This window comes from Methylocystis sp. L43 (genome assembly GCF_015709525.1).
GTDB lineage: Bacteria > Pseudomonadota > Alphaproteobacteria > Rhizobiales > Beijerinckiaceae > Methylocystis.
Genome location: NZ_JADNRA010000023.1, coordinates 13674 through 38353, shown reverse-complemented (window position 1 = coordinate 38353; position 24680 = coordinate 13674). Strand labels below are relative to the sequence as shown.

At 61.6% G+C, this 24680-nt stretch carries 18 protein-coding genes and 1 pseudogene; 12 read left to right on the top strand and 7 right to left on the bottom strand.

The features are described 5' to 3' along the window. Positions 1-6 precede the first annotated feature (6 nt). From IYX23_RS05985 to IYX23_RS05970, 4 genes are all read left to right on the top strand, one after another. Positions 7-1248 (top strand): TolC family protein, encoded by a 1242-nt coding sequence (locus IYX23_RS05985; RefSeq protein WP_246716520.1) that lies wholly within the window; start codon positions 7-9, stop codon positions 1246-1248. Continuing rightward, positions 1245-2666, top strand: a complete 1422-nt coding sequence (locus tag IYX23_RS05980) for an efflux RND transporter periplasmic adaptor subunit (protein WP_196398832.1) — start codon at positions 1245-1247, stop codon at positions 2664-2666. The genes IYX23_RS05985 and IYX23_RS05980 overlap by 4 nt, the downstream gene beginning before the upstream one ends. Further along, on the top strand, positions 2663-5824 hold the full coding sequence (locus IYX23_RS05975) for a CusA/CzcA family heavy metal efflux RND transporter (protein WP_196398831.1): 3162 nt from the start codon (positions 2663-2665) through the stop codon (positions 5822-5824). The genes IYX23_RS05980 and IYX23_RS05975 overlap by 4 nt, the downstream gene beginning before the upstream one ends. Positions 5825-6270: 446 nt before the next feature. Beyond that, on the top strand, positions 6271-8535 hold the full coding sequence (locus IYX23_RS05970) for a copper-translocating P-type ATPase (RefSeq protein WP_246695849.1): 2265 nt from the start codon (positions 6271-6273) through the stop codon (positions 8533-8535). 8 nt (positions 8536-8543) lie between these two features. Here the strand turns inward: IYX23_RS05970 and IYX23_RS05965 are convergent, their stop codons facing one another. Continuing rightward, on the bottom strand, positions 8544-8795 hold the full coding sequence (locus IYX23_RS05965) for a hypothetical protein (protein WP_195838315.1): 252 nt from the start codon (positions 8793-8795) through the stop codon (positions 8544-8546). Here IYX23_RS05965 and IYX23_RS05960 point away from each other — a divergent pair. Continuing rightward, positions 8697-10076: pseudogene (locus tag IYX23_RS05960) on the top strand (IS1182 family transposase). The gene IYX23_RS05965 and the pseudogene IYX23_RS05960 overlap by 99 nt on opposite strands. A 345-nt stretch (positions 10077-10421) precedes the next feature. Here the strand turns inward: IYX23_RS05960 and IYX23_RS05955 are convergent. The 5 genes from IYX23_RS05955 to IYX23_RS05935 all read right to left on the bottom strand — a co-directional run bounded on the left by IYX23_RS05955 (position 10422) and on the right by IYX23_RS05935 (position 15605). After that, positions 10422-10694, bottom strand: coding sequence for a hypothetical protein (locus IYX23_RS05955; RefSeq protein ID WP_154454068.1), 273 nt, complete (start codon positions 10692-10694; stop codon positions 10422-10424). Positions 10695-11230: 536 nt separating this feature from the next. Further along, positions 11231-11683, bottom strand: coding sequence for a Spy/CpxP family protein refolding chaperone (locus IYX23_RS05950; protein WP_154454069.1), 453 nt, complete (start codon positions 11681-11683; stop codon positions 11231-11233). Between the two features lie 68 nt (positions 11684-11751). Next, positions 11752-12597 (bottom strand): hypothetical protein, encoded by an 846-nt coding sequence (locus tag IYX23_RS20630; protein WP_196391675.1) that lies wholly within the window; start codon positions 12595-12597, stop codon positions 11752-11754. A 424-nt stretch (positions 12598-13021) separates the two neighbouring features. Next, positions 13022-14458: a DUF6880 family protein gene (locus IYX23_RS05940; RefSeq protein WP_196391674.1), complete on the bottom strand. Its 1437-nt coding sequence runs from the start codon at positions 14456-14458 to the stop codon at positions 13022-13024. A gap of 85 nt (positions 14459-14543) precedes the next feature. Beyond that, positions 14544-15605: a Fic family protein gene (locus IYX23_RS05935; protein ID WP_246716519.1), complete on the bottom strand. Its 1062-nt coding sequence runs from the start codon at positions 15603-15605 to the stop codon at positions 14544-14546. A gap of 570 nt (positions 15606-16175) precedes the next feature. Here IYX23_RS05935 and IYX23_RS05930 point away from each other — a divergent pair. The 5 genes from IYX23_RS05930 to IYX23_RS05910 all read left to right on the top strand — a co-directional run bounded on the left by IYX23_RS05930 (position 16176) and on the right by IYX23_RS05910 (position 21384). Further along, the gene (locus tag IYX23_RS05930; RefSeq protein WP_154454073.1) at positions 16176-17114 is read left to right on the top strand and encodes a DUF2493 domain-containing protein; all 939 of its coding nucleotides are present in this window, start codon (positions 16176-16178) and stop codon (positions 17112-17114) included. Positions 17115-17336: 222 nt separating this feature from the next. Next, a complete protein-coding gene (repA, locus tag IYX23_RS05925; protein WP_154454089.1) occupies positions 17337-18503 on the top strand; it encodes a plasmid partitioning protein RepA in 1167 nt (388 codons plus the stop codon). Between the two features lie 2 nt (positions 18504-18505). Continuing rightward, a complete protein-coding gene (gene repB / locus IYX23_RS05920) occupies positions 18506-19504 on the top strand; it encodes a plasmid partitioning protein RepB (protein ID WP_154454074.1) in 999 nt (332 codons plus the stop codon). A 223-nt stretch (positions 19505-19727) separates the two neighbouring features. After that, the gene (repC, locus tag IYX23_RS05915) at positions 19728-21098 is read left to right on the top strand and encodes a plasmid replication protein RepC (RefSeq protein ID WP_154454075.1); all 1371 of its coding nucleotides are present in this window, start codon (positions 19728-19730) and stop codon (positions 21096-21098) included. Between the two features lie 13 nt (positions 21099-21111). Continuing rightward, entirely contained in the window at positions 21112-21384 is a 273-nt protein-coding gene (locus IYX23_RS05910; RefSeq protein ID WP_154454076.1) for a hypothetical protein, read from the top strand. Positions 21385-21393: 9 nt separating this feature from the next. Here the strand turns inward: IYX23_RS05910 and IYX23_RS05905 are convergent, their stop codons facing one another. Beyond that, positions 21394-22509 carry a tyrosine-type recombinase/integrase gene (locus tag IYX23_RS05905; protein ID WP_154454077.1) on the bottom strand — a complete coding sequence of 372 codons (1116 nt, stop codon included), beginning with the start codon at positions 22507-22509 and terminating at the stop codon, positions 21394-21396. 253 nt (positions 22510-22762) lie between these two features. Here IYX23_RS05905 and IYX23_RS05900 point away from each other — a divergent pair, with 253 nt between their 5' ends. Both IYX23_RS05900 and IYX23_RS05895 read left to right on the top strand, forming a co-directional pair. Then, positions 22763-23881, top strand: a complete 1119-nt coding sequence (locus IYX23_RS05900; protein ID WP_109027267.1) for a DUF1403 family protein — start codon at positions 22763-22765, stop codon at positions 23879-23881. Positions 23882-24005: 124 nt separating this feature from the next. Beyond that, positions 24006-24671: an SMC-Scp complex subunit ScpB gene (locus IYX23_RS05895; RefSeq protein WP_109027268.1), complete on the top strand. Its 666-nt coding sequence runs from the start codon at positions 24006-24008 to the stop codon at positions 24669-24671. Positions 24672-24680 lie beyond the last annotated feature (9 nt).

Sequence of the window (24680 nt, the reverse complement as noted above, 5' to 3'; positions counted from 1 at the left end):
AGCCAAATGTGTCGACTCGCTATGATCGGCGCAGTCACGGCGTCATGGTTGTTTCAGGTCGAAGCGCAAGATCGTCAAGTCGAGCGGCGTCAGCTGCCTGGCGCCTCCGTCGAAAGCGTTGTCGCCCTTGCAAAGCAGCTAAGCCCCGAACTGGCGGCGGCCGTGCTGGATGCCGATGCGGCAGCGCATAAAGTGGGCGCGGCTGGCGTCCTCGCCGATCCGACAGTCACGCTCCAAGCGTGGGACGTGAATGGACGCGGCGTCGGCCAACGTTGGATCGGCGCCGAACAGGAATTCAAACTTTGGGGCAAACTCGATCTGGAGCGCGGCGTCGCAGAGGCCGACGCCGATGCCGCGAGGCATCAGAGCCGCGCGGCAGACACGGATTTGATCGCCCGCGTTAAAACCGCCTATGCGCAATACGGCGCCGCGCATCGGGCGATCGACCTTTCGCTTGGATTAAAGCGCCGGCTCGACGAAATTCTTGCGCTCCTGCGCTTGCGTTATGGCGCGAGCTCGGTCGACCAGCAGGAAGTGATCAAGGCCGAGATCGAGGCGGCGACGGCTGAAGCAGAAGTCGCGCGCCGTCAAGGCGAGGCAAAGTCCGCCTCCGCTCGCTTAAACGCCCTGATCGGTCGCGGCTCCCAAGAGCTGCTCGCTATGCCCAGAGGCTTTCGGCCGCTGAAAACAAAGCTGACGCTCGCCGGCGTTCAGGAGCTCGCGAGAGTCGCCAATCCAGCGCTCGCCGCGACGAGCGCGCAGGTTCGCGCGGCGACCGGAACTAAAGAACTCACGGACCTGAATTACTACCCAAACGTCACCGTTGGCGCGAATTTCGTGCAGCGTCCCACCGGCGACAATAGCGGCATGTTCATGCTCGGATTCAAGGTGCCGCTGCAGTATGAAGCGAAAGACGCCGAACAGCGCGCCGCCAGTTCGCGGCTCGGCGCTGCGCAGATGCGCTACGACGCCATCCGAATCCGGCTCGACGGCGATGTCGCCGAAGCGTGGTTCGGGCTGGAGGCGGTGCGCAAGGCGATCCGGATTGTCGAACAACGCCAGCTCATTCCGGCGCGCCTGTCGGTAGAGACGGCGCGAAGTGGCTTTGCGGCCGGAGCCGCGGACTTGGCGACGTCTCTGGAAGCCGAACGACGCCTGCGAGCGATCGAACTCGAAATCCTTAAGCTCAAAGTCGAAGAGCAAGCCCGATACGCCGAGCTTGAACGTCTGGCGGGAGGCTCTCTATGACTCGCCGTCACATCGTTATTCTTTTGGGCTTTGTCGTCGTCGCGGCCAGCCTTGCTTGGCTGCTTGAGGGCCGCTTCAAATGGGTCACACCTACAGGAACGCCTAGCGACGCCGGGCCTAACATCTCGGGCAAGGCGCCTGCAACGACTGGCCCTATCATTTACTACCGAGATCCCGACGGTCGCCCGGCCTATTCCTCGACGCCCAAGAAGACATCGGCAGGGAAAGATTATCTGCCGGTGCGTGCGGGTGAGGACATCAGCTTCGAAGACAAGCCGCCTCCCGCGACCGTCGCGAGCGGCGAGCGGCGCGTGCGCTTCTATCGCCATCCAATGGGCCTGCCCGACACTTCCCCCGTTCCCAAGAAGGACGCGATGGGAATGGATTACATACTGGTCTACGAGGACGAGGCGGAGAACGGCGCGACCATCACGATCAGTCCCGGAAAGCTGCAAAAGACCGGCGTTCGCTCCGAACCCGTCGAGCGTCGGACGCTGAACGTCCCAGTTCGAGCGACGGGCAGGATCGAGTTCGACCCGCGCCGTATCTCGATCGTCTCCCTGCGCTTCGAAGGCTTCATCGAATCGGTCGGGAGGTTTGCGGAGGGCGATTACGTTCGCAAGGGCCAGACGCTGATGCGCGTGTATGGGCCGAATCTTTCGAGCGCAGCCGCCGAATATGTCGCCGTCCTCAACATGCGGCGTGGCGGCGGGATCGACGCCCAGCGTCTGGAGGGAGCCAAGCGGCGGCTCGTCAATCTCGGCCTCGACGAAAGCGCCATCGCCGTGATCGGGCGCGCCCGCAGCGTTCCACGTGTGATTGCATGGCCGGCGCCGCAAGACGGTCATGTCCTGGAGCGGGCGGCGATTAACGGCATGCGCGCCGCGCCTGGGGACATTCTGTTTCGCATCGTCGATCATTCCGTGGTCTGGGTCTTGGCTGACATCGCCGAGCGGGACATCGCCTTGATTGCGCCCGGACAAAAGGTCGACGTGCGGCCAAGGGCGTATTCCGATCGATCCTTTAAGGGACAAGTCGCGCTAATTTATCCCCATCTCAACATGGAGACGCGCACGGCGCGCGTCAGGATCGAACTGCCGAACCTCGATGGGTTGCTGCGGGGAGACATGTACGCCGAGGTCGAGATCGCAGCCGGCGGCAACGAAAAAGTGCTAACGGCGCCAGAAAGCGCGGTCATCGACACCGGGAAGCGGCAAGTGGCGATTGTCGACAAGGGCGAAGGGCGCTTCGAGCCACGCGAAGTCAAGATCGGTCGGCGTGGCGAAGGCTTCGTCGAAATCAAGAGCGGTGTGAACGAAAACGAACGCGTCGTCACGGCCGCGAACTTCCTCATCGACGCCGAAAGCAATTTGAAGGCGGCGTTACGAGCTCTCGACCAAGGGGAGGCGGGCAAGTGATTGCGCGTCTCATCGCCTGGTCGGCGCGCAACCTTTTGCTCATATTCGTGGGCGCTGCCTTCGCGGTCGCAGGCGGCGTCTATGCCTTGCGCACACTGCCGCTCGACGCCATTCCCGATCTCTCCGACGTGCAAGCGATCGTCTACACCGAATATCCCGGTCAGGCGCCGCAAGTCGTCGAGGATCAAGTCACTTATCCGCTCACCAGTTCGATGTTGACCGTTCCGCGCTCCAAAGTGGTGCGCGGATTTTCATTCTTCGGCGTATCCTTCGTCTACGTCATCTTCGAGGATGGCGTCGACATTTATTGGGCGCGCTCGCGCGTCCTCGAATATTTGAGCGCGGCGAGTAAGAGATTGCCGGCGGGCGTGACGCCAGTTCTCGGTCCCGACGCGACGGGCGTCGGCTGGGTCTATCAATATGCGCTCATCGCCAAGGATATGACGCTCGCCGAATTGCGCTCGATCCAGGATTGGACGATCCGCTACGGCCTCGCCAAGGCCGAAGGCGTCGCCGAGATCGCGAGCGTCGGCGGCTTCGTCAAGCAGTATAATGTCGTTGTCGATCCTAACCGACTGCGCGCGCTCGGCATTCCGCTGTCGAAAGTGCGCGGCGCCATCCGCGCCAGCAATGCCGATGTAGGCGGTCGCACGGTCGAGCTTTCCGAATTTGAATTCATTGTGCGTGGACGAGGCTATCTGCGCAGCGTGAGCGACCTGGAAAGTATTGTCCTGCGCGTCGAAAACGGCACGCCGCTTCTCCTGAAGGATGTCGCGCGCGTCGAACTCGGCCCCGACGAGCGGCGTGGCGTCACCGAACTCAATGGCGAGGGCGAGGTTGCGAGCGGCATCGCGCTACAGCGTTATGGCGCCAATGCGCTCACAGTGATCGACAATGTCAAATCGGCCCTTGCGCAGATGGCGATAAGTTTGCCCAAGGGCGTTGAGATCGTCTCGGTTTACGACCGCTCTCAGCTCATTCATGCAGCCGTCGAGACGCTCAGGAGCACACTTGTCGAAGAAGGCGTCATTGTCGCGCTCGTCTGCGTCGTCTTTCTAATGCATGTGCGCAGCGCACTTGTCGCCATCATCATGCTTCCCGTTGGCGTATTAATGGCTTTCGCCGCGATGAAGGCGCTGGGAATTGGCTCCAACATTATGAGTTTGGGCGGCATCGCCATCGCCATCGGCGCGATGGTGGACGCCGCCATCGTTATGATTGAGAACGCGCATAAGCATCTAGAGCGCGCACCGCCCAATAAGCGGCGCGTCGAGATTATAATCGACGCTGCGACCGAGGTTGGCCCCGCACTGTTCTTCAGCCTGTTGATCATTACGGTTTCGTTCCTGCCGATCTTCACGCTCGAAGCGCAAGAGGGACGTTTATTCAGTCCGCTCGCCTTCACTAAGACGTTCGCCATGGCGGCGTCGGCGCTCCTTTCCGTGACGCTCGTGCCGGCGCTGATGGTCGTCTTCGTGCGCGGAAAAATCGTTCCCGAGGCGAGGAACCCCATTAATCGCGCGCTCATTTGGCTCTATCGGCCCATCATACGTTTGGTGCTCAAAGCGAAGGTCGCCACGATTCTGCTGGCGCTCGGCGCGCTGGCGCTGACCATCATTCCGGCGCGGCAGCTCGGAGCCGAATTCATGCCCACTCTCAATGAGGGCGCGCTCCTTTATATGCCGACGACGCTGCCCGGGCTCTCGGTCACCAAGGCCGCCGAGCTCCTGCAAAGGCAGGACCGTATCATCAAAGCCTTCCCCGAGGTTGAATCGGCCTATGGCAAGGCCGGGCGCGCCTCAACTGCGACCGATCCGGCGCCGCTCGAAATGTCCGAGACCGTCATCCAATTGAAGTCTAAGGATCAGTGGCGTTCTGGAATAACCATCGACAAGCTCATTGCGGAAATGGATGCGGCGCTGCAATTCCCCGGCGTGTCGAACGCCTGGACCATGCCGATCCGAAACAGGATCGACATGCTGGCGACGGGGATCAGAACGCCGATCGGCGTCAAGATTTTCGGCCGCGATCTATCGCAAATGGAGGGGCTGGCGCGTCAAGTCGAGTCGGTCCTGAAGCGCGTGCCCGGAACTTCGAGCGCCTACGCCGAACGCGTCATCGGCGGCTATTATCTCGATATTGTTCCCGACCGCGCGATGCTCGCGCGCTACGGACTCATGATCGGCGACTTGCAAGAGGTTATCGCGACGGCTCTTGGCGGCGAGACCATAACCACGACCGTCGAGGGGCGTGAACGCTATGGCGTCACTATGCGCTATCCGCGCGACTTTCGTTCTGATCCGAGGGCGATCGCCAGCGAAGTGCTCATCGCCATGCCGGGCGGTGGGACGGTTCCGCTCGGCGAGGTGGCGAGGGTCGAACTCGTTCGTGGTCCAACTTCGATCCGCACCGAAAACGGTCAGCTTGCGGTCTATATTTTCGTCGATATTCGGGACCGCGATCTTGGCGGCTATGTCACGGAAGCGCGCAAATCAGTCACAGAAGCGATCGAGTTCCCACCCGGCTCTTATGTCACCTGGAGCGGCCAATTCGAATATCTGGAGCGGGCCGACGCGCGCATGCGGATCGTCGTGCCCCTGACGCTGCTCGTCATTTTCCTGCTGCTCTATCTGAACTTCCGCCGCTTGACCGAGACATTGATTGTCATGCTGTCGCTGCCCTTCGCGCTGGTCGGCGGCGTGTGGCTGATGTGGTGGTTGAACTTCAACATGTCCGTCGCGGTGGCGGTGGGATTCATCGCGCTCGCCGGCGTGGCCGCCGAAACCGGCGTCGTCATGTTGATTTATCTCGATCAAGCGATGCGCGAAATCAGGACTGCACGTAACGTCTCGCGCGCTGCTTTCACGAGAGCTGATTTGCATGAGGCGATCATGCTCGGCGCTGTCGAACGCGTGCGGCCGAAGATGATGACGGTTGTCGCGATCATGGCGGGGCTTGTGCCGATCCTCTGGAGCACGGGCGCAGGATCAGAAGTTATGCAGCGTATCGCCGTTCCGATGATTGGCGGCATGGTGTCTTCGACGGCTCTGACGCTCATTGTCATTCCGGCGATCTATGCGCTGATCAAGGGGTTTGGCCTGTCTCAAATAGGAGAGGTCAAACAGGAGTTGGAAGGAACTATCCACGCAGCTCCATAATGTAATGACAACAATCTTCAGAGGAGGAACACCAATGCTTAGACTCCCCATCGCCTTAGCGGCGATGCTGTCCTTATCCGTTCCCGCGATGGCGCAAGGCATGGACGAGCACGACCCGCAGATTCACGGAATGGTCCCCGGCGGCCATGGCCGGCACATGCATCGTGATTGGAGCACCCCCGGTCAACACAGACATAATGTGTGCTGGCACCTCCATCATGGAAGATGGGTGTGGGTCTGTCGCTGACGGAGAGAGCTTCGTAATTGAACGCATATTCAATGCGAAGCTGACGTACGGTAATTGTCGTCGACAATAATGGAACGGTCCGACTATCGATTTGCTGTCGGACCGTGTTCCTTAGGTAACCGCGCGAGCAACGACGATCGACCTTGCGCAAGGGACGCCTAGATCAATTGCGATGCCGCTTCTGACGGCGCAAGGAAGGATGAACCGCGTGGCCCAGGAGCATCGGAATGATCACGCCTCGCATGAGGGATCGGAGCCGGCCGGCGCCGGCGGCGCAACCGAGGATGCGGCTGAACGCGAGACACACGCGTCGAACGTCATCTACACATGCCCAATGCACCCGCAGATTCGTCAGATCGGACCCGGAAATTGTCCGATCTGCGGCATGACGCTCGAGCCGCTGGTCGCTTCAAATGAAGCCCAACCGAACGCCGAACTCATCGACATGACTAGGCGGTTCTGGATCGGGCTGGCGTTGGCGACGCCGGTCCTCGTCTTGGAGATGGGCGGCCATTTATTCAATCTGCATCATTTGCTAGCGCCGCAGGCGTCGAACTGGCTGCAGCTCATTTTGGCGACCCCGGTCGTGCTCTGGGCTGGCTGGCCGTTTTTTGTTCGAGGCGCGCAGTCGCTCGTGACACGCAATCTGAATATGTTCACGCTCATTGCCATGGGAACTGGCGTCGCCTGGATTTACAGCGTCGCCGCAACATTCGCGCCGTCTCTTTTTCCACCTGCATTTCGTAACATCGACGGCTCTGTCCCGATCTATTTCGAGGCGGCGGCGGTGATCACCGTCCTCGTTCTGCTTGGACAAGTTTTTGAATTGCGCGCACGGGAACAGACCGGCGGCGCCATACGCGCGCTCCTCGATCTCGCGCCAAAATTGGCGACTCGGATTAACGCTGACGGATCCGACGAAGAAATTGTGCTGGATCTTGTGAAGGTCGGCGAGCGCCTGCGCGTCCGTCCAGGAGAAAAGGTTCCTGTGGACGGCGAACTCATCGAGGGCCGCAGTTCGGTCGATGAGTCCATGGTCACCGGCGAATCAATGCCGGTGACCAAGACTGCAGGCGACAACGTCATTGGCGGCACGCTCAATCAGACTGGCGGCTTTGTGATGCGCGCCGAGAAGGTTGGCCACGACACCGTGCTCTCAAGGATTGTCGAGATGGTCGCTTCCGCGCAACGAAGCCGCGCGCCAATACAACGCCTCGCCGATCAAGTGGCGGGATGGTTCGTGCCCGTCGTCATTCTCGTCGCCGTTCTAGCATTTCTTGCCTGGGCGATGTGGGGACCGGAACCACGTATGACTTTTGGGCTAGTTGCAGCCGTTTCCGTCCTCATCATCGCCTGCCCCTGCGCGCTCGGTCTTGCGACGCCGATGTCGATCATGGTCGGCGTGGGACGCGGCGCGCAGTCGGGCGTGCTGATAAAAAGCGCCGAGGCGCTGGAGCGCTTGGAAAAAATAGACACGCTGGTGGTGGACAAGACCGGGACGCTCACCGAAGGCAAGCCGCGCGTCACGGCCATCCGCGTCGTTGCGGGCATTGCAGAGAACGATCTATTGGCGACGGCGGCGAGTCTTGAACGCGGCAGCGAGCATCCGCTGGCGTTGGCGATCGTTCAGGCCGCAGCCGAGCGCGGGCTCGCGCTCAAGGGCGCGACGGATTTCGATTCCCCCGTGGGCAAGGGCGTCATCGGCCGGGTCGAAGGCAAAGCGGTCGCGATCGGCAATCGTCGATATCTCGTGGAGCTCGGCGTCGATGCGACGCCGCTCGATAGCGACGCTGAACGCCTGCGGGAAGACGGCGCGACAGCGATCTTCGTGGCGATCAACGGAATGATTGCTGGCGTCATTGCCATTGCGGATCCGATTAAACCGACGACGGAAGGCGCGCTGCAATCGCTGCGCGAAGATGGCGTCGCTGTCGTGATGCTCACCGGCGACAACTGGACAACGGCGCGCGCGGTCGCCAAGCGCTTGGGGATCGGCGAGATCGAAGCTGAGATCCTGCCCGAGGATAAGAGCAAAGTCGTGACCCGCTTGCGCGAGGCGGGTCGAATCGTCGCCATGGCGGGAGACGGCGTGAATGACGCCCCCGCCTTGGCCGCGGCCGATGTCGGCATCGCCATGGGTGCCGGCGCCGATGTCGCGATCGAGAGCGCGGGAGTGACTTTGTTGAAGGGCGATCTCCGGGGCATTATGCGTGGCAGACGCCTCTCCAAGATGACGATGCGCAACATCCGCGAGAATCTATTCTTTGCGTTCATTTATAATGTCGCGGGCGTGCCCATTGCGGCCGGCGCGCTCTATCCGACCTTCGGGCTACTCTTATCGCCGACGATCGCCGCCGCGGCGATGGCGCTGTCATCAGTCAGCGTCGTCATCAATTCTCTGCGACTGAGGCAAGCGGAGATCCAACCAAAGGCCAAAATTGAGATGCCGCCATATTCGACCTAAGCAGAAGGCTATGGGTTGTCCGGCGCAATGAGCCTGGCCTTGCCGACTTCCGGCGCGTAGCCGAAGGTCTGCAAATGGCGGATACTGTTGAAAAACTCGATTGTTGCCGGGCGCCACGGGTCGTGATTCACTTTTCCTGCTAATTTGCAGGAGAAGCGGCGATGATGGGAGCTCAGACAGCAGCCGCTCGGTTTTTTTATGATTTCTGCCTCGACGATCATGTGCCGAAGGACCATCAATTGCGCGGGATCGATCGGCATCTCGATCTCGAAGGCGTTCGCGCCGCGTTAAAGCCCTTCTACAGCAGCACTGGCCGCCCTTCAGTCGATCCGGAGCTGATGATCCGCATGCTTCTTGTCGGCTATTGCCTGGGCATTCGGTAGGAACGCCGCCTGTGCGAGGAAGTGCATCTCAATCTCGCCTATCGCTGGTTCTGCCGCCTCGGCCTGGACGGCAAAGTCCCAGACCATTCGACGTTTTCCAAGAACCGGCATGGCCGCTTTCGCGAGAGCGACATCTTGCGCCAGCTCTTTGAATCCATCGTCGAGCGTTGCATGGCGGAAGGGCTTGTCAGCGCTAACGGCTTCGCCGTCGATGCAAGTCTGATCGCTGCCGACGCCAACAAGCAGCGCTCAGTTCCGAGCAGCGACTGGGACCCCGGCGAAATCAAAGATGACGCGTGCCGCGCGGCGCGCGAATATCTTGCAACGCTCGATGACGCCGCGTTCGGCGCGGCTTCGCCCGTGACGCCGAAGTTCATCGCGCGGTCGGATCCCGCGGCGCAATGGACCGGCGCGCATAAAGGCCACGCGTTCTTCGCCTACGCGACCAATTATTTGATCGATACGGATCACGGCGTGATCGTCGATGTCGAAGCAACGCGCGCCGTCCGACAGGCCGAGGTCGGCGCTTCAAGAACGATGGTAGAGCGCACCGAAGAGCGCTTCGGCCTGAAGCCGGGTTATCTTGTCGCCGACACCGCATATGGCTCGGCGGATAATCTCGCCTGGCTCGTCAAGCAGAAGCGGATCACGCCGTACATTCCCGTTTTCGATAAGTCGACGCGAACCGACGGCACGTTCTCGCGTTCAGACTTCACGTTCGATCCCGAGGCCGACTGCTATATCTGCCCGGCTGAAAAAAAGCTGGTTCAGTTCCGGCGCGCCTACGCCACGCCGCGCACCGGCGTCGGGGCTGACGGCACGCGTCGTTACCGTGCGAGCAAGAAGGATTGTGACGTTTGCGAACTCAAAGCGAGATGTTGCCCGAACGCTGTGGCGCGGAAGATTCCACGCGATCTGGAGGAAGATTCCCGCGATGTCGCTCGGGCGCTTGCTGGAACGCCCGAATTTGAAACGGCCTGTCAGCGACGCAAAAAGGTGGAGATGCTGTTCGCCCATCTCAAACGCATATTGCGACTCGGGCGCTTGCGGCTACGGGGTCCATGTGGCGCAAAGGACGAGTTCCTGCTCGCCGCGACCGCGCAAAACTTGCGACGTCTCGCGCGGTTGAGACCCCCAGAGTTCGAAATGGCGGCATAAGCCGCACACTATGGCGGCGTTGCCGCCACCACGCCGAAGAACGCGCAGTCCAATGCCTGAAAAACACCTCCACGGAGGCCGACGGCCCTATCTCCCAGACTTTTTCAACGAAATCGGCGCATTACCGACACATCTACATCGTCTCGACCAGCGCCGCGTGGATCGCTCTTCGTCTTTTGGCGGCATATCCGGCTTGGCGCGTCGCCTGCGGCTTTTGGTTTTCTAGGCCCTCCAATGGGGAAGCCGTATCAAAAGACGAAAGCCGCTCGACCTTCGCCGTTTGTCTTTTGCTCATGGTGAGTAAAAGTATAGCGGTCAAGCTCAATCTTATTGAGACGCAGAAGCTCAGGTCAGTGAGTGCGTGCTTGAAGACATTTTTGTGATCAGTTCGTCGAACTTCTTAGTGTGCGCCAAATTAATGTGTGCCAAAATTTCATCGTGCAACTGCTTTAATAGCTTTGCGGAGTCGAATAGGTCTGCTTCTTTCGAGGCTGTTAATTTTTTGATTTCTTCCGACATAGCAAGCCTCCAATGTTGGGGCGCTGGAATCAGGCAAGCAGCCACATGGGGACCAATAAAATACAGATCAAATGGCAAATTAATGGCATTCTTTTTCACGGAGTCTCGCCATGCTCTCCAATAAAGCAGCGCGCGTCTTGGTCGCCATTATGCTACTAGGCATAACGCTGGCGCTAACCGTTGGCTCATGGCAACTGCTGATGCATCTAGAGCAACTCCACTAGTGCCACACCAGCGCGGGGGCATGTGCGACGGACTCCCTCGCCGATCACATGCGCCCACCGGGCGGATGAGCACAGCCAAACCTCGACTGTCTTTCGAACAGAGGCCAGCGCCGGGGCATGGGCGACTTGCTCACGAATCCACGGCGGGGGAATTTTGGTGCAACGCCAAGCTGCTTTACGTTCTCAAAACTTTGCGGCGTTAAGAAAAGGAGCGCCTGACGTTGCAGGATCATGCGACGCTCAATTTCTTAAGAAAATGCTACCGCCGGTACAGCCCCCGATCAGTTCCCAGAGCCTGCATCCCATCGAATGACGCGTCCACGGGGCGTTAGTATTGCAGGCGGCTTTTGACCCTGAGGAGCCATTCACAAAGCCCGGTTCATGGCCCGGGCGCGATGTAAAAATTCTCGCTCAAGACGCTCCTTTTAAGATCTCGTCGGCGGTCTTCCTCTGCTCCTTGCTCAGGGTCGCATAGAGCGGCTGTAGCGCCGCGTCCAGCACGCGCAAGGCCTCTAGCTCTTCGCTCAAGTGATCTTCCTTGATCTTGATTGACTCCGGTAAGCTGGCGGACATCATCGAGCGATTCTGCTCCTGCGCCATTCTGCAGCTCCGATACTGCTTTTCCTTATTCGCCCGGAAGACATTGGCGAAGACGTTCCACTGAGGCTCCTGCGCGGCTGTAATCCTGAGCTCCGTCTTTATGTAGGCGAGTTGACCTTCGACGCGCTCATAGGCGCGGCACATCATGGCCTGCCCCGCCGTCGCCGCGCCCCCTTGCCTGATCGCGCCGGGATCCTGCGCGCCGGCGGGGCTCAAAACGCTCAGTAGCGCCGCTGACGCGATTGCGAGTGTGCTTGATCTCATGATGCTTCCTCTTATGGGTCGGGCGTTACGCCCGCCGCCATTCCTGACCGCAACGATCTTTTGGCTGCTCACCAGAGTGGCACGCCGTAGGAGACGGCCGTCACAGGCGCATAGTCATAGGCCACGGACTCATAGCCATAGCCATAGACCGGGCCGACGCCGTAAACGTAAGGCGGCGGCGCATAGGCGAGCGGAACGTCAGAGCCATAGAGCGGATAAGGCACGCCGTAAAAGGGGCTTCCATAGAGCGGGTAGGAGAAGGCGCTCGTCAGCCCTAGGCCAAGCACAAGCCCGGCCAGGCCCAATCCCCAATCGTAACCGCCCCAGCCGCAGCAACCATAGCCGTCCCAGCCGTAGCCGCCCCACCCGTAGAGCGGATATGCGGCCCAGTAAAAGGGCGAGGCATAGTAGGGATACGCGAAGGCCACGGGCGAATATGGGGAATAGGCGCTCGCCAACCCGAGCCCGAGCCCGGCCACGCCCAGCCCCCAACCGTAACCCGGCCAACCATAGCCGCCCCAGCCATAGCCGGGCCAGCCATAGCCGCCCCAAGCGTATCCGGGCCAACCGTAACCTCCCCAGCCTCCGCCGTAACCTCCCCAGCCGGCGCTTCGTGCGAAAGCGCCGCCCGCCACAGCGCCCAAGCCGGGAATTCCACCAAAGCCGCGCGGGCTCGCAAAACCGCGCCCGCCGCCCAAACTAGGGATTCCACCAAAGCCGCGTTGGCCGCCAAAGCCGCGCCCGCCGCCAAAGCCAGGGATTCCGCCAAAGCCATGGCCCCCGCCGAAACCACGTCCGCCACCGAAGCCGGGCAATCCCCCAAAGCCGCCGCCAAACCCATGTCCGCCGCCGCCAAAGCCGCCATGCCCGCCGCCGCCAAAGCCGCCATGGCCGCCGCCGAAAGCGGGTACCAAAGCCCCATCCAACGCTAGCGAAAGCGCGACAAGTGCGACTACGAATAGCTTGAACGGCTAGAGCATGCGCCATCATTCCCGCTTGCCAGCGGTCCTGAATTGAATCTGGGCGAGACGTCGCGGCGGCCCGCCGCAGGGCGTCCCAGCCAGAGTTCTGTTTGTGTGAGGAATGAGCCTTTTCGTTGGCGTCATTCGCACAGAATATTTCTCGTCTTCATCTCGAAGCTGCTGATCGTGCGGCTACTGCGAAACCTCACCGGAAGTGTCGGCTCGGAAAAAGCTGGCAGATTTTGACGGACATCGTTTCGGCGTCCCGAGAAGGTCAGCAAATGGCGCATCGTTCCCATAAGCAGTCGGGTCACGCAAAGACCGGTTTGCCTCCCGATTCCGGACCTATGTTTTGAGGTCCGATGCGCGGGAACTTTCATGGCAGAAGATTCCAGAACGAACTTTTCTTGCCGTGCTTGCCGCGCATCCGCGCCACAAAAGCTTCGTGCGTTTCATGCTGTCCGAAATCCGGAATCGTAGGAGCAAGACCCGTGCATTCCTGAAAATGTCGCGCGGAGTGCTTGTATCGACTGGACCTGCCGTGATCGAGAGAGAATTCGATCATAGCGCGGAGCGCCAGCGTCGCAGCCAAGGGATGCTTGCCTGCCAGCACTTCCGCGACAGGCGTCAGAAGCTCATATCGATCGCCATCCAATTTTTCGGCGCGCGCGAGTACGAGCTTCGCTGCCCGATCCGGCGCTGGCCAGGCGGCGAGGAACGAGAGCGCCGCACTGAAAGGCTCGAAACTCTCTGCGAAATCGAGCGCGCGGCTTTCCGCCTCGACGTCGTCGAAGTCAGGCAGGCGCTTGAGATAGTCGCGCAAGTGACGCGCCGACAGAAATCGTTCGAAGCACGACCAGCGCGCCGCCTGCGCATCATCGCGGCGGTCGAGGTCGTCAAGCGCGGCGATGCGCGCGTCTTCCCACTCGAGTTCTGGCCAGCCGGCGCGCCTGTGTTCCGCCGCTTCGAGCGCCGTCAGCGCTTCCGCCGCGCGGCCGGCGGCAAGGAGCCGCCCGGAAATTTCGGCGGCGATGCGCGGGACCTTTCGGGTTTCTGGATCATATTGCGCGATGAAGGCGTCGACGTCGCCCAGCGCGTCGGCGATGTCTCGCAGCGCCCCCTCGATAACGCGGGCGGGGTGACGATCGGCGATTTCGTCTTCATAGATCGGACCGCTGGTCGCCCAACCGATTTTTCGGCGCTCCTGTTCGAGCGCCTTTCTGATCTGCTCCTTGGACAGGGCGACGAAGCGCTGCTTCAAATGTTGGAGACCTTCGTTGCCGAGCGCAGGACGCAGAGTTGCGATAATACCGTCGAATTCTCCGGAGTCATTGGCGATCAAAGCCTCAAATGCTCGATCGGCCAATTCTTGCGAGTCGCCTTCGGCGGCTTCGGCCAGCCGCCCGAGATCGCTCACGCCGTCGTGGAAGATTTCGATCACCGTTCCGCTGCTGTCATCGCAACGCGTGAACACCGAGGAGGAGAGCGCCATGAAACGCCACATGAGATCGAGCGCTTCTTTCGGATCGGCCTTTCCGACATGTTCGACAATCGCGCGTCGCTGCGTTTCAAGGTCCTCGACGAGCGCGCGGCGGTTCTGCCAGTCGACGAAGCTTCGAGAGCGAGAAATGGCGGTGAGCCGCTTGCGGATTTCGCGCGCTGCGTCGGCAGGGCTTTGCGCCCCCGCAAGGGCAAGTCGCAAGCGTCGTTTTGCGGCGGCGTCACCGCTGCTGATGTCGATCAGCAGTTCGGCCAGTCGCTTCGCGCCGAGCGCTTCCAGGTTTTGGGCGTTGAGGGTGTTTTTCGGCGCCATGTTGGATCGAAGCTCGCGTGACAGTGAACCCGCGGGAAAACGATTGCGTGAGAAGACGGCACGGTCGTTGATCGGTTACCGGGGTTCACAGCGAATACCAGGTGGCGCGCGCTTTGCCGCGCCGTTTTACACGTCCGTCCGCGACCAGCTCGCGCAGACGCACTTTTAGCGTATTCCGATTTGCGCCCGTGATGGATGCAAGTTGCGCGATGGTCAGGCGCTCGTTTGCCTGTAGAGCTTTGAGGACTTCGAGCGAAAGAGCTGGCAGATTGGCGTCGGCGCCCTCAGCAAGCCGTTCCTGCTCCAGCCTTGCCGCAAGACTGTCCTTCTGCCGCTTGAGGCAGCGCAGGAAGAATCCGACCCACGGCTCCCAATCCGGCGTTTCGTTCTCGAGCGTCGTCTGCGTACGACGGAGCGCCTTATAGTACAGGTCCTTGTTTTCCTCGATCACGCGCTCGAGCGAGGCATAGGGAACATAGGCGTAGCCCGCGCGCAGCAAGAGCAGCGTGGTGAGCACGCGCGAGAGCCGTCCGTTGGCGTCCTGAAAGGGGTGGATCGCGAGGAACGTCACGACGAAGACGGCGATGACGATAAGCGGATGCAGCGATTCTTCATCCAGCGCCTTTCGCGTCCAGGCGACGAGCGCCTCCATTTCCCGCGGAGTGTCGAAAGGCGCGGTCGTCTCGAACACGACCCCGATTTGCCGTCCATCGGCGTCAAACGCGACGACATTGTTCGACAGGGTCTTATAGGAGCCGCGATGGCGCGCATCCTTGTCGCTGTGACGCAGCAAAGTCTGATGCAGTTGGCGGACATGATTCTCGGTGAGGCGCATATCGACATGCGCCTCGAACACCAGATCCATCGCCTCGGCATATCCGGCGACTTCCTGCTCGTCTCGTGTGCTGAACGCCGTTATGGAAATGGCGCGCGAGAGCAGATCCTCCACCTCGGCGTCGGATAGCTTCGCCCCCTCAATGCGCGTCGAAGAGCCGACGCTTTCGATGGTTGCGACCTTGCGGAGCGCGCTGAGTCGGTCCGGCGAGAGCGTTTTGAGCGCCTCCCATCGGCCTTTGAACTCATCGATTTCCGCGATGAGCTTTACGAGGTCAGGACCGAATGCAAGCTTCGGGTCCCTCATTTGCATGCGCTCATATCCGATTGCATGCCCGATAATACCCGATTAGACCCGATTTCCTACGCGATTTTTCAAGCCGCTTTTGACGGGCGTTCTCGTCCAAAGAATGCGGCAGTCGGTATTCTGAAGAGATTGGCACGCTGTCGGCGTAGATTGTTTGCGGGCGCACTCTTCGGTCACCGCTGCAGGCTTCGCTTAAGGCTGCACGTCTTCGGTCCCCCTTGGGAGTCTGGCTTAGTCGTCATCGGGATGTGAGCTTTCCGAAGGGCCTGAGCTCCGCCGCGGCGTTCGCGCGGGAGGCAGTTTATTCATTCTCTTCGGCTTCGGCATTCCTAGAGGGCCGCCCGCCGGCCTGCGAGAGCAGCGATAGCGCCACAAGCGGCGCGCTTGCCGCAACCCTCCCCGCCGACTTCTTTCCCGTGCCCTGCGCTGGCGCTTCGGGCATTCCTCGCACCTCAAAGAAGTCGGCGGGAAGCGTCCTCCACTGCGTTGCGCCCTTTGGGTGCGCCGCGCGTCGCCCGCGGCTCGGGATCGCTGTCAGGCCGCGATCGGCGCGGCCTCAAGTGAAAGCGCCAAGCGATGAACGATGCATTTGCCTCCTTGCCCTTCGATACACGTGCGCCGGATCGTGACGTCCAGTCGCCCTCTCCTCATCTTCTCGATGAACTCGCCTTGCACGGCTATCGCCCGCTCGACGACGAACCAGATCCGCGTCCCCTACCCTCTTCTGACGCCGCATCGCTCGCACTCGAAGCCGCGGTCGAGGCCCTTTCCGGTCTCTTTCTCGACACCCGGCTCGAAGCCGATTTTCCCGATCTGCTCTGGTCCTTCGTCAATCTCTTTCATCGCAAGGTGGATCGGATCGACCGCGAGCTCGACGACAATGAAACCGCGCAGCGTCGCGCCCAGGCTGAACAGGACGGCTCGGAAATCCGCTCGGTCGAACTGGAGCGGTTGATCGCGCTAGGCCTGACGCTGACCGAACGGCGCAACGCCTTCGAATTCTTTCGCGACCATCTCGCCGAACTCTATGCCACAGAGACGGGGTCCGTCTGGCGTCCGCGCTCGGGCTCGAAGGTCAATCACCGCGCGCTGACGGCGGCGTTAATCGACAGCCGAGATTTCCTGAACGCCAAGAAGCTGGCCGAGACGCAAGTGCTCTTGCCGCCCGGCCCTCGTATCGCTTTCGCGGGCGGCGTCGATTGCAACGATCATCAGCGGATTTGGGACGCTCTCGACAAGGTCCATGCGAAACATCCCGACATGGTTCTTCTCCATGGCGGCGGCGCTAAGGGCGCCGAACGAATCGCATCCTGCTGGGCGGACAATCGTAAGGTTCAGCAAGTCGCCTTCAAACCGGACTGGAGCCGTCACAAGAATGCCGCGCCCTTCAAGCGTAATGACATGATGCTCGAAACATTGCCGATCGGTCTGATCGTCTTCCCCGGCTCCGGCATTGTCGAGAACCTCGGCGACAAAGCGCGCAAGATGGGCATCCCGGTGTGGCGGTTCAAATGAGTCGCCATCGGCTCTAGTTGACCGCGGTCAACATGACACGCCTGCGCTATCTCCGATGGCCAGCAGCGCGTTAATCATTCGTTAACCCAATTTTTCTTGCAGGTAGTCGGAGAATCGGGCCTACTTGCCACGCAAATCACCCGTAGGTTTGATCTTAAACCGTAACTACGAGCCTGATCCGTGGCATCTCAACCCGCCATCCAGCCGCCGCCGCTTTCCGAGATTCACAAGGTGATCGCGGGCGATGCGCAACAATTGTCGGCAAAACTGCTGGCGCACCGCAAGAAGCTGTTTCCGCCGGAAGCGCGCAAGACCCTGCGTCGGTTCTCTTCCGGGGAAGCGGCCAAGCTGATCGGCATCAACGATGGCTATCTTCGGCAACTCTCGTTGGATTCCAAGGGGCCGCAGCCCGAGACCAGCCCGACCGGCCGGCGTTCCTATTCGTTCGAAGATATTCAGGCGCTACGCGTCTTTCTTGACGAAGGCGGCAAGGCGGGACGGCGGTATTTGCCGCGCCGGGGCAAGGGCGAGCACCTTCAGGTGATATCCGTCGCCAATTTCAAGGGTGGTTCAGGCAAGACGACGACGGCGGCGCATCTGGCGCAATACCTCGCGCTGCAGGGCTATCGCGTTCTGGCGATCGACCTCGACCCGCAAGCGAGCTTGTCTGCCCTGCACGGCTATCAGCCTGAGTTTGATATTGGCGAGAACGAAACATTGTACGGCGCGATCCGCTACGATGGCGCGCGCCGCGAGCTTAAGGAAATTATCCGGCGGACTTATTTCCCGGGGCTCGACATTATTCCCGGCAACATCGAACTCATGGAGTTCGAGCATGAGAGCCCGAAGGCCCTAGCGGAAAAAAAACAGGGGGACGCCCTCTTCTTCGCGCGCGTCGCGCAAGCGCTTGGAACTGTGGCGGACGACTATGATGTGGTCGTTCTCGATTGCCCGCCGCAACTTGGATTTCTCACCCTATCCGCGCTTTGCGCGGCGACAGCCGTCCTGATCACCGTACATCCGCAGATGCTCGACCTCATGTCGATGTGTCAGTTTTTGATCATGACCTCGGACCTTCTGTCTGTTGTGGCCAAGGCCGGCGGCAACATGGAGTATGACTGGATGCGTTACCTGGTGACGCGATTTGAGCCCACCGACGGACCGCAGACCCAAATGGTCGCGTTCATGCGCTCGATTTTTGGCGAGCGGGTGCTGACGTCGTCGATGGTGAAGAGCACTGCAATTTCCGATGCAGGCATCACGAAACAAACGCTCTACGAAGTATCGCGAGAGCAGTTCACGCGCGCCACATATGACCGTGCGATTGAAGCGCTGGGCGCGGTGAACGGAGAAATCGAGGGGCTAATCCGAACGGCTTGGGGGAGGTAGGGATGGCGCGCAAAAACCTCCTGCTGGGCTTGGACGAGGAGGAGTTGACCGCGGTCAACTCCGAGAATGGGCCCGCCCCCCGCCCGCCGCCGACACTCGGAACCAGGGGGGCGGTCGGCGCTATGGGTCGCTCTTTGGAGCGGATTTCTGCGGATATCGACGCGGCGAAGGCCCTCGAACAACGGCTGCTTTCCGGCGCGAACGTCGTCGAAATCGACGCATCGCTTGTCGACGCCTCATTCGTCACGGATCGTCTCGATGAAAGCGAAGCGGACTGCACGTCGTTGCTCTCGTCCATTCGCACTCACGGGCAGCAGGTTCCGATACTCGTTCGACCTCACCCGGAGGTCTCGGGGCGCTACCAGATCGCCTACGGCCATCGGCGCTTGCGCGCGCTGCGAGAATTGGGGCAGCGCGTAAAAGCGGTCGTTCGCAGTCTGAGCGATGACGAGCTCGTCATCGCACAAGGGCAAGAGAACAGTGCTCGTCGCGATCTCTCCTTTATCGAACGCGCCTCCTTCTCGGTGTCGCTTGAAGATCGCGGATTTGGCCGCGAAACAATCATGGCCGCTCTAGCCGTCGACAAGACGGAATTGTCGCGGCTGATTTCCTGTCGCAAGGCATTGCCGGACGAACTCGTGAAGGCAATCGGGGCTGCTCCCAAAGCGGGCCGGCGCCGTTGGATGGACCTTGCAGAGCATCTCAAGGCGCCGCGGGCGAGCAAGTTGTGGGCGCGCATTTGTTGCGAAGCGGAATTTGCGCAGCTCGACTCAGATTCGAGGTTCGCTGCCGTCTTCTCGGCGCTTGCCACCAAGAACTCGCCGGCGAAAACTACCTCGTGGATCGACCATGAGGGACGAAAGATCGCGCGGGTCGACGAAGATTCGGGATGGCTGCGCATCAACGTCGACAAGTCGGTGGACGCCGAGTTCGGCGCATACGTCGTGGCCCAACTGCCGGCCCTGCTTAAGGCGTTTCAGGTGGCTCAGCGCGACGATTAGTTTTGTTGCGAGCAAAGCGCGCACGCGCACGCTCGTCGAGTAACGAGTTAGGCGTTTCGTCAACAAAGATAGAGGTTACGACAAAAGAAAAAGGCCCCCGAAACATCGCCCGGAAGCCCTTCTCATAGTTCGCACCTAGAGAATCACACTTCCGCGAATCGCTGTCAAGAGTCGGCGCCGTTTCGGCGAGCAGATTTCTTTTGCCTGAACGAGGCAAAAGCATATGCGCACACATTCAACGACGCCCTTTGGGCGGCGACCGTTGTCGCTTGCCATGGTGGCGGCGCAAGCGACGACGCGGGATTTCGCGGCAAAACCTGACGCCTCCGAGACCGTCGTTCATAAATGGCGGCTGTTTCGCGCCCTGACGGAAGCCAAGGGCCCGCTCGGCGTCACCGACCGGGCGCTCTCGGTACTGCACGCCTTGCTGAGCTTCCACCAGGAAACGGCGCTGACGCTGCCGGAGGGCGACGGCGGGGATGGGGAAGGTGATTCGCCCGCGCCCGGGATCGTGGTGTTTCCGTCGAACCGGGAACTCTCGATCCGCGCCCATGGCATGGCGCCGGCGACGCTGCGCCGGCATCTCGCGTCGCTGGTCGAGGCGGGACTGATCATTCGGCGGGACTCGCCGAACGGGAAACGTTTCGCGCGGCGGGGGCAAGGCGGCGAGATTGCGGAAGCCTTCGGCTTCGATCTGGCGCCACTCATCGCGCGCGCGGCCGAGATCGAAAACCTCGCCGAAGAAGTGCGCGTCGAGAACCGCGCCATCGCTCTGTTGCGCGAGAAGATCACGCTGCTTCGACGCGACATCGCCAAGATGATCGAGACCGGCATGGAGGAGGGCGTTCGCTTCGCGCCGCTGACGATTGATGGGCGGGAGGTCCGCGAGTGGGAGTGCCTGTACCAGCGTTCCCAAGCCCTCTCGGCGCGTTATTCGCGCAGTCTCGGTCGAAGCGCGCTGGCCGCTTTGGCGGCCAAACTGGCGGCCTTCGCAGCCGAAATCCAGAATCTATTGGAAGCACACGTAAAACAGCAAAAAAGAAGCGCCAATGAGTCCCAGACTGAGCGGCATATACAGAATCAAATCACAAACATTCCTGATCTTGAACCTAGCCTTCGAAAAGGCAGGGCCGAACCGCCCGGGTCAATGCCAGAATATCCCGAGGCCGAAAGGGTAGGGGGCACCGAAGCTGAGGCGCCCGGTTCGGGACTCGGGGAACGGCAACCATCACCGACGCGAACCTTCCCGCTCGGCATGGTGCTGCAAGCTTGTCCCGACATCGTCGATTACGGCAAAAACGGCGAGATTGCCCGCTGGCGCGATCTCATCGACGCGGCGGCGATCGTCAGGTCGGCGCTAGGCGTCTCGCCTGACGCCTGGAAACAGGCGCTCGACGTTTTGGGCGAGCATGACGCCGCGATCGTCATCGCCGCGATCCTGCAGCGGGGTGAGGAAATCAAATCCGCCGGCGGCTATCTGCGGGTGCTGACCGGAAAGGCGCGGGAAGGGGAGTTTTCGCTCGGCCCGGTGCTGATGGCGCTGCTGCGCGGCAAGGCGGCGAAAGCGGCGCGGGAACGCAAGAAGGCGGGATAATTGGAATTCCGGCGTGGGTTTCATTGCCATGGATTTGGCGATTATCGTTGACCATCGAGGGAGCGCGGACGCGATGACCGATACAACGACCCAACTCGCCATCCTTTCCGACGCCCTGGTCAAAATCATCGACCTTGTTCCGTTGGCGGATTCGGGGAATGCGGCGCCGGCTGATCTCCTAAGCCGGGCAGGGGACATCGCCGCGCAGGCGCTGATGGCCGCCGCCACCTACGGTGCGTTACCGCCATTCGCGGATTCTCAATCAGCCGAAGAAAATGGCTCGTGAACGGCGTCGTTACAGCCCCGCCGCTTTGGTGAGATTGACCCGGAACCTGTCGCGTTTTCGCTGGTAGCGACGCGTCATTTCGGCGCTGGCATGGCCGAGGTGCTTTTGCACATGCGCCTCCTCGATCTGCGCCGACGAGGCGAGGCCGGCGCGCAGCGAATGGCCGCCAAAGGCGAGGCGTCTTTCGCCCTCGGTCAGATCGCTGCGAATGCCGGCGGCAAGTGCGGTTTTCTGCACCAGCCGGGCGACATGTTTATCGGTCAGCCGCTCAGGGGAAACGCCGCCATTCTTGCGCGCAATTGGGCGGAAGAGGGGCCCCTGGCTGATCCGGCCGAGACGCATCCAGGTCTCCAGCAGGGCGACGGGGCAGGTTTCCGGACGCGCGCCGCGGCCGACTTCGACCTCGCGCCAGCCGGTCTTGCCGTTGATGGTCAGCAGCAGGCCGCCCTCGCCCGTGTCTTCAGGCACGTCCAATTTCGGATCGCCTTGCACCTCCTCAGACTCGCTTTCGGGCCGCCTTGCGGGTCGGAAAATCTCGATCCAGCCGGTTCCGTCCTCGCTCTGATCGGGCCCGCAATCGAGACCGACGATTTCCGAGCGGCGCAGGCCGCCGGCGAAGCCGATCGCCAAAATGGCGCGGTCGCGCAGGCCGCGCAGATCCATCTCGAGCGTCGCCAGCATAGCGATGAGTTCGTCGGCGAAGATGGCTTCCTTTTGGACCGGCGGTCGGCCATGGGCGCGGCGAATGCCAGCGAGCACCGTGGAAATATGCCGATCGGATGTGTCGAGCGGTTCGCCGCGCTGGCGATAACGCCAGCAAATGCCGGCCAGCCGGCGCTCCAGCGTCGAAACGCTCAGCGGCGCGCGACTGCGCTCGCTGTCCACACAAGCGGCCAAATAAAGGCCGACCGTCTGCGGCTCCGGGGGCAGGGGATCGAGGCCCTGCCGGCGCAGCCAGGCGGCGAACTGCCGCCAATCTGACTCATAGGCGCGTCTTGTATTGTCGGAGCGGGCGTTGCGGGCGTAATCGCGGGCTTTTTCGGAGAGCGCGGCGAGATGCGGGGAGGGGGCGCGCGCGGCGAGCGGGGCCCCGCCGCTGGCGAGATCATCATCGATCTTGGTCATACGCGTCCTCATTTTGGCCTGTTTGAGGCCTGGCGTTGTTTGGGGCGCAAAAATACGACGCCTCGGCAGGCTCTGGGCGCCCGAATTCGGATCCGCGCGCCCGGAACTCCGGGCCTGTCGAATCATGTCCGATAAGCGCACATTATCGGACATGTGGGAGAGCCGACAAGCAGGGCGGATATGGCGCTAAATTTAACGATAAAGCGCCGCCGTGGCTTGCCGCTGGACCCGTTCCGCGCCTACGATTCCGCGCATGTTGGAAAGCGATTCGCCCCACCCGTTGAGCCTTGAACCCGCGCCGATGGCGCGCCCGCGGCGCGTCGTGCGAAGCCGTCCTCTAAACCCGTCGCGCCCCCCAAATCTTCCGGAAATCCAGCCGCTTCCGCGTTGGGCGAGGCTCAACGGCGGCGCCGGCGGCGTCAGAAACGCGATGTTTCTCGCCGGCGCCGGGATCGCCCATCTCGATCAGATTTTGCGCGCCGGCGCCGATGTTTCGAGCGCCGGCAGAGACTCCGTCGATGTTTCTAATGCCGGCAAAAACTTCGGCGTCGAGCCGGTTTTTTCGGGCGCGCTGCGCCAGCGCCTGGCGCTCACAGCCGCCGCGGCCTGCGCGCGTCTCGCGCGGCTGCGCGAGGACGAAGCGGCGCTCCGCGACGCCGAGCATCTCACCGGCTGCGGCGGCGAGACCAGCCCGGCCGGCCGCCTGCATCGCCTATTTCGGCTGTTTGCGTCGCGCTCCGTGAAATTTGACGCAGCGACATTGGCGATCGCCGCTGAACATGTTGGGGCGCCGAGCGCCATGGACGCGCAGGGTCTCGCCGGCGCGTTGCGTGACGCCATGATAAAGGCCGACGAGCCGCTCGCCGCGGCCGCGCGCGTGAGCGAAGCGGCGATGCATTGTCTCGCGGCCGTCCCTGCAATCGATGCGGAAATCTTTGTCCTCTGGCTCGCCGATGTCGCGCTGGCGCAAAAACTCGGCTGGAAGGCGCCAATTCCGCTGCTGGCCACGGTGGTCGCGCATCCCGCATTGCGCCGCGGTCAAAACGGCCGTCGAGCGCGTCCACGCGACAGCGACTGGTCGACCGCGCTCGCCGGCGCCTACGCGCTTGCGGCGGGTGAGGCGATCGATGTCGCTGGCGCCTTGTCGCGCCAAACGCAAAAACTTCTCGACGCCGCGCCGAAATTGCGGGCCAAGAGCGCGGCGCCGGTCATCGAGATGCTGCTCGCCGATGATTGCGTGACGCCGGCGCGCGCGGCGAAAACGGCAAGGCTCTCCGACCGCGGCGCGCGGCGTCTGTTTGATCGGCTCATTGAACTTCGCGCCGTGCGAGAGCTCTCGGGGCGCGCGAGCTTCCGGCTTTATGGGCTCTGAAGCGTTTCCAGTCGAAGTGGACGCTGGTTCGGCGCGGGAAACACGTTTTAAAAATGCGTTGTCGAGCAAAGAGCAAGCGGCTTTGATGAAGCAAACGCGGCAAGAACCAATGTGAGGCGCAAACATGGGCCGCCCCCAAAAAAGCGAGCTGCACGAGTCATTCGATCCCGCGCTTATGGAGTTGCCGGAAGCCGTGCGCTGGCGCGAGTGGATGGGGCGCGTCGAAGCGGTGATTTTCGCCGCGCGGACCCCGGTATCGCGCGAGACGCTCGCCAGGCTGGTTGGCGCGACCTGCAATCTCGACGACCTGATCGCCGACATCCGCGACGATTTACGCGCGAGACCCTATGAACTCGTCTTTGTCGCCGGCGGCTATCAGCTGCGCACCAGGCCGCGTTTCGCGCCGGCGATCCGCGCGGCGGCCGGCGGCGATCTGCGCATTGCGGGCGCGCCCGAATTGACGCCGACCGAGATTTTGGCGGTGACCGCGATCGCCTATCTGCAACCCGCCACCCGCGCCGAACTCTCGTCGGTCGCCGGCAAAGAGATCAGCCGCGACGTCATCGGCGCGCTCAAGCGCCATGGCCTGATCGACGGCGCCTTGCGCGCGCCTCGGCCCGGCGCGCCGTTCGCCTATGTGACGACCAAGAAATTCCTGGAGGTCTTCGGACTCGCGACATTGCGCGAGCTTCCCGATATCGAACGGCTCGAAGACGAAGGGCTTTTGGAGAGGCCGCAACCGGAGGCCGATCTCGACGGCGCTTTAGGTCTGTCCGCCGATGATGGGTAACCGCTGTTT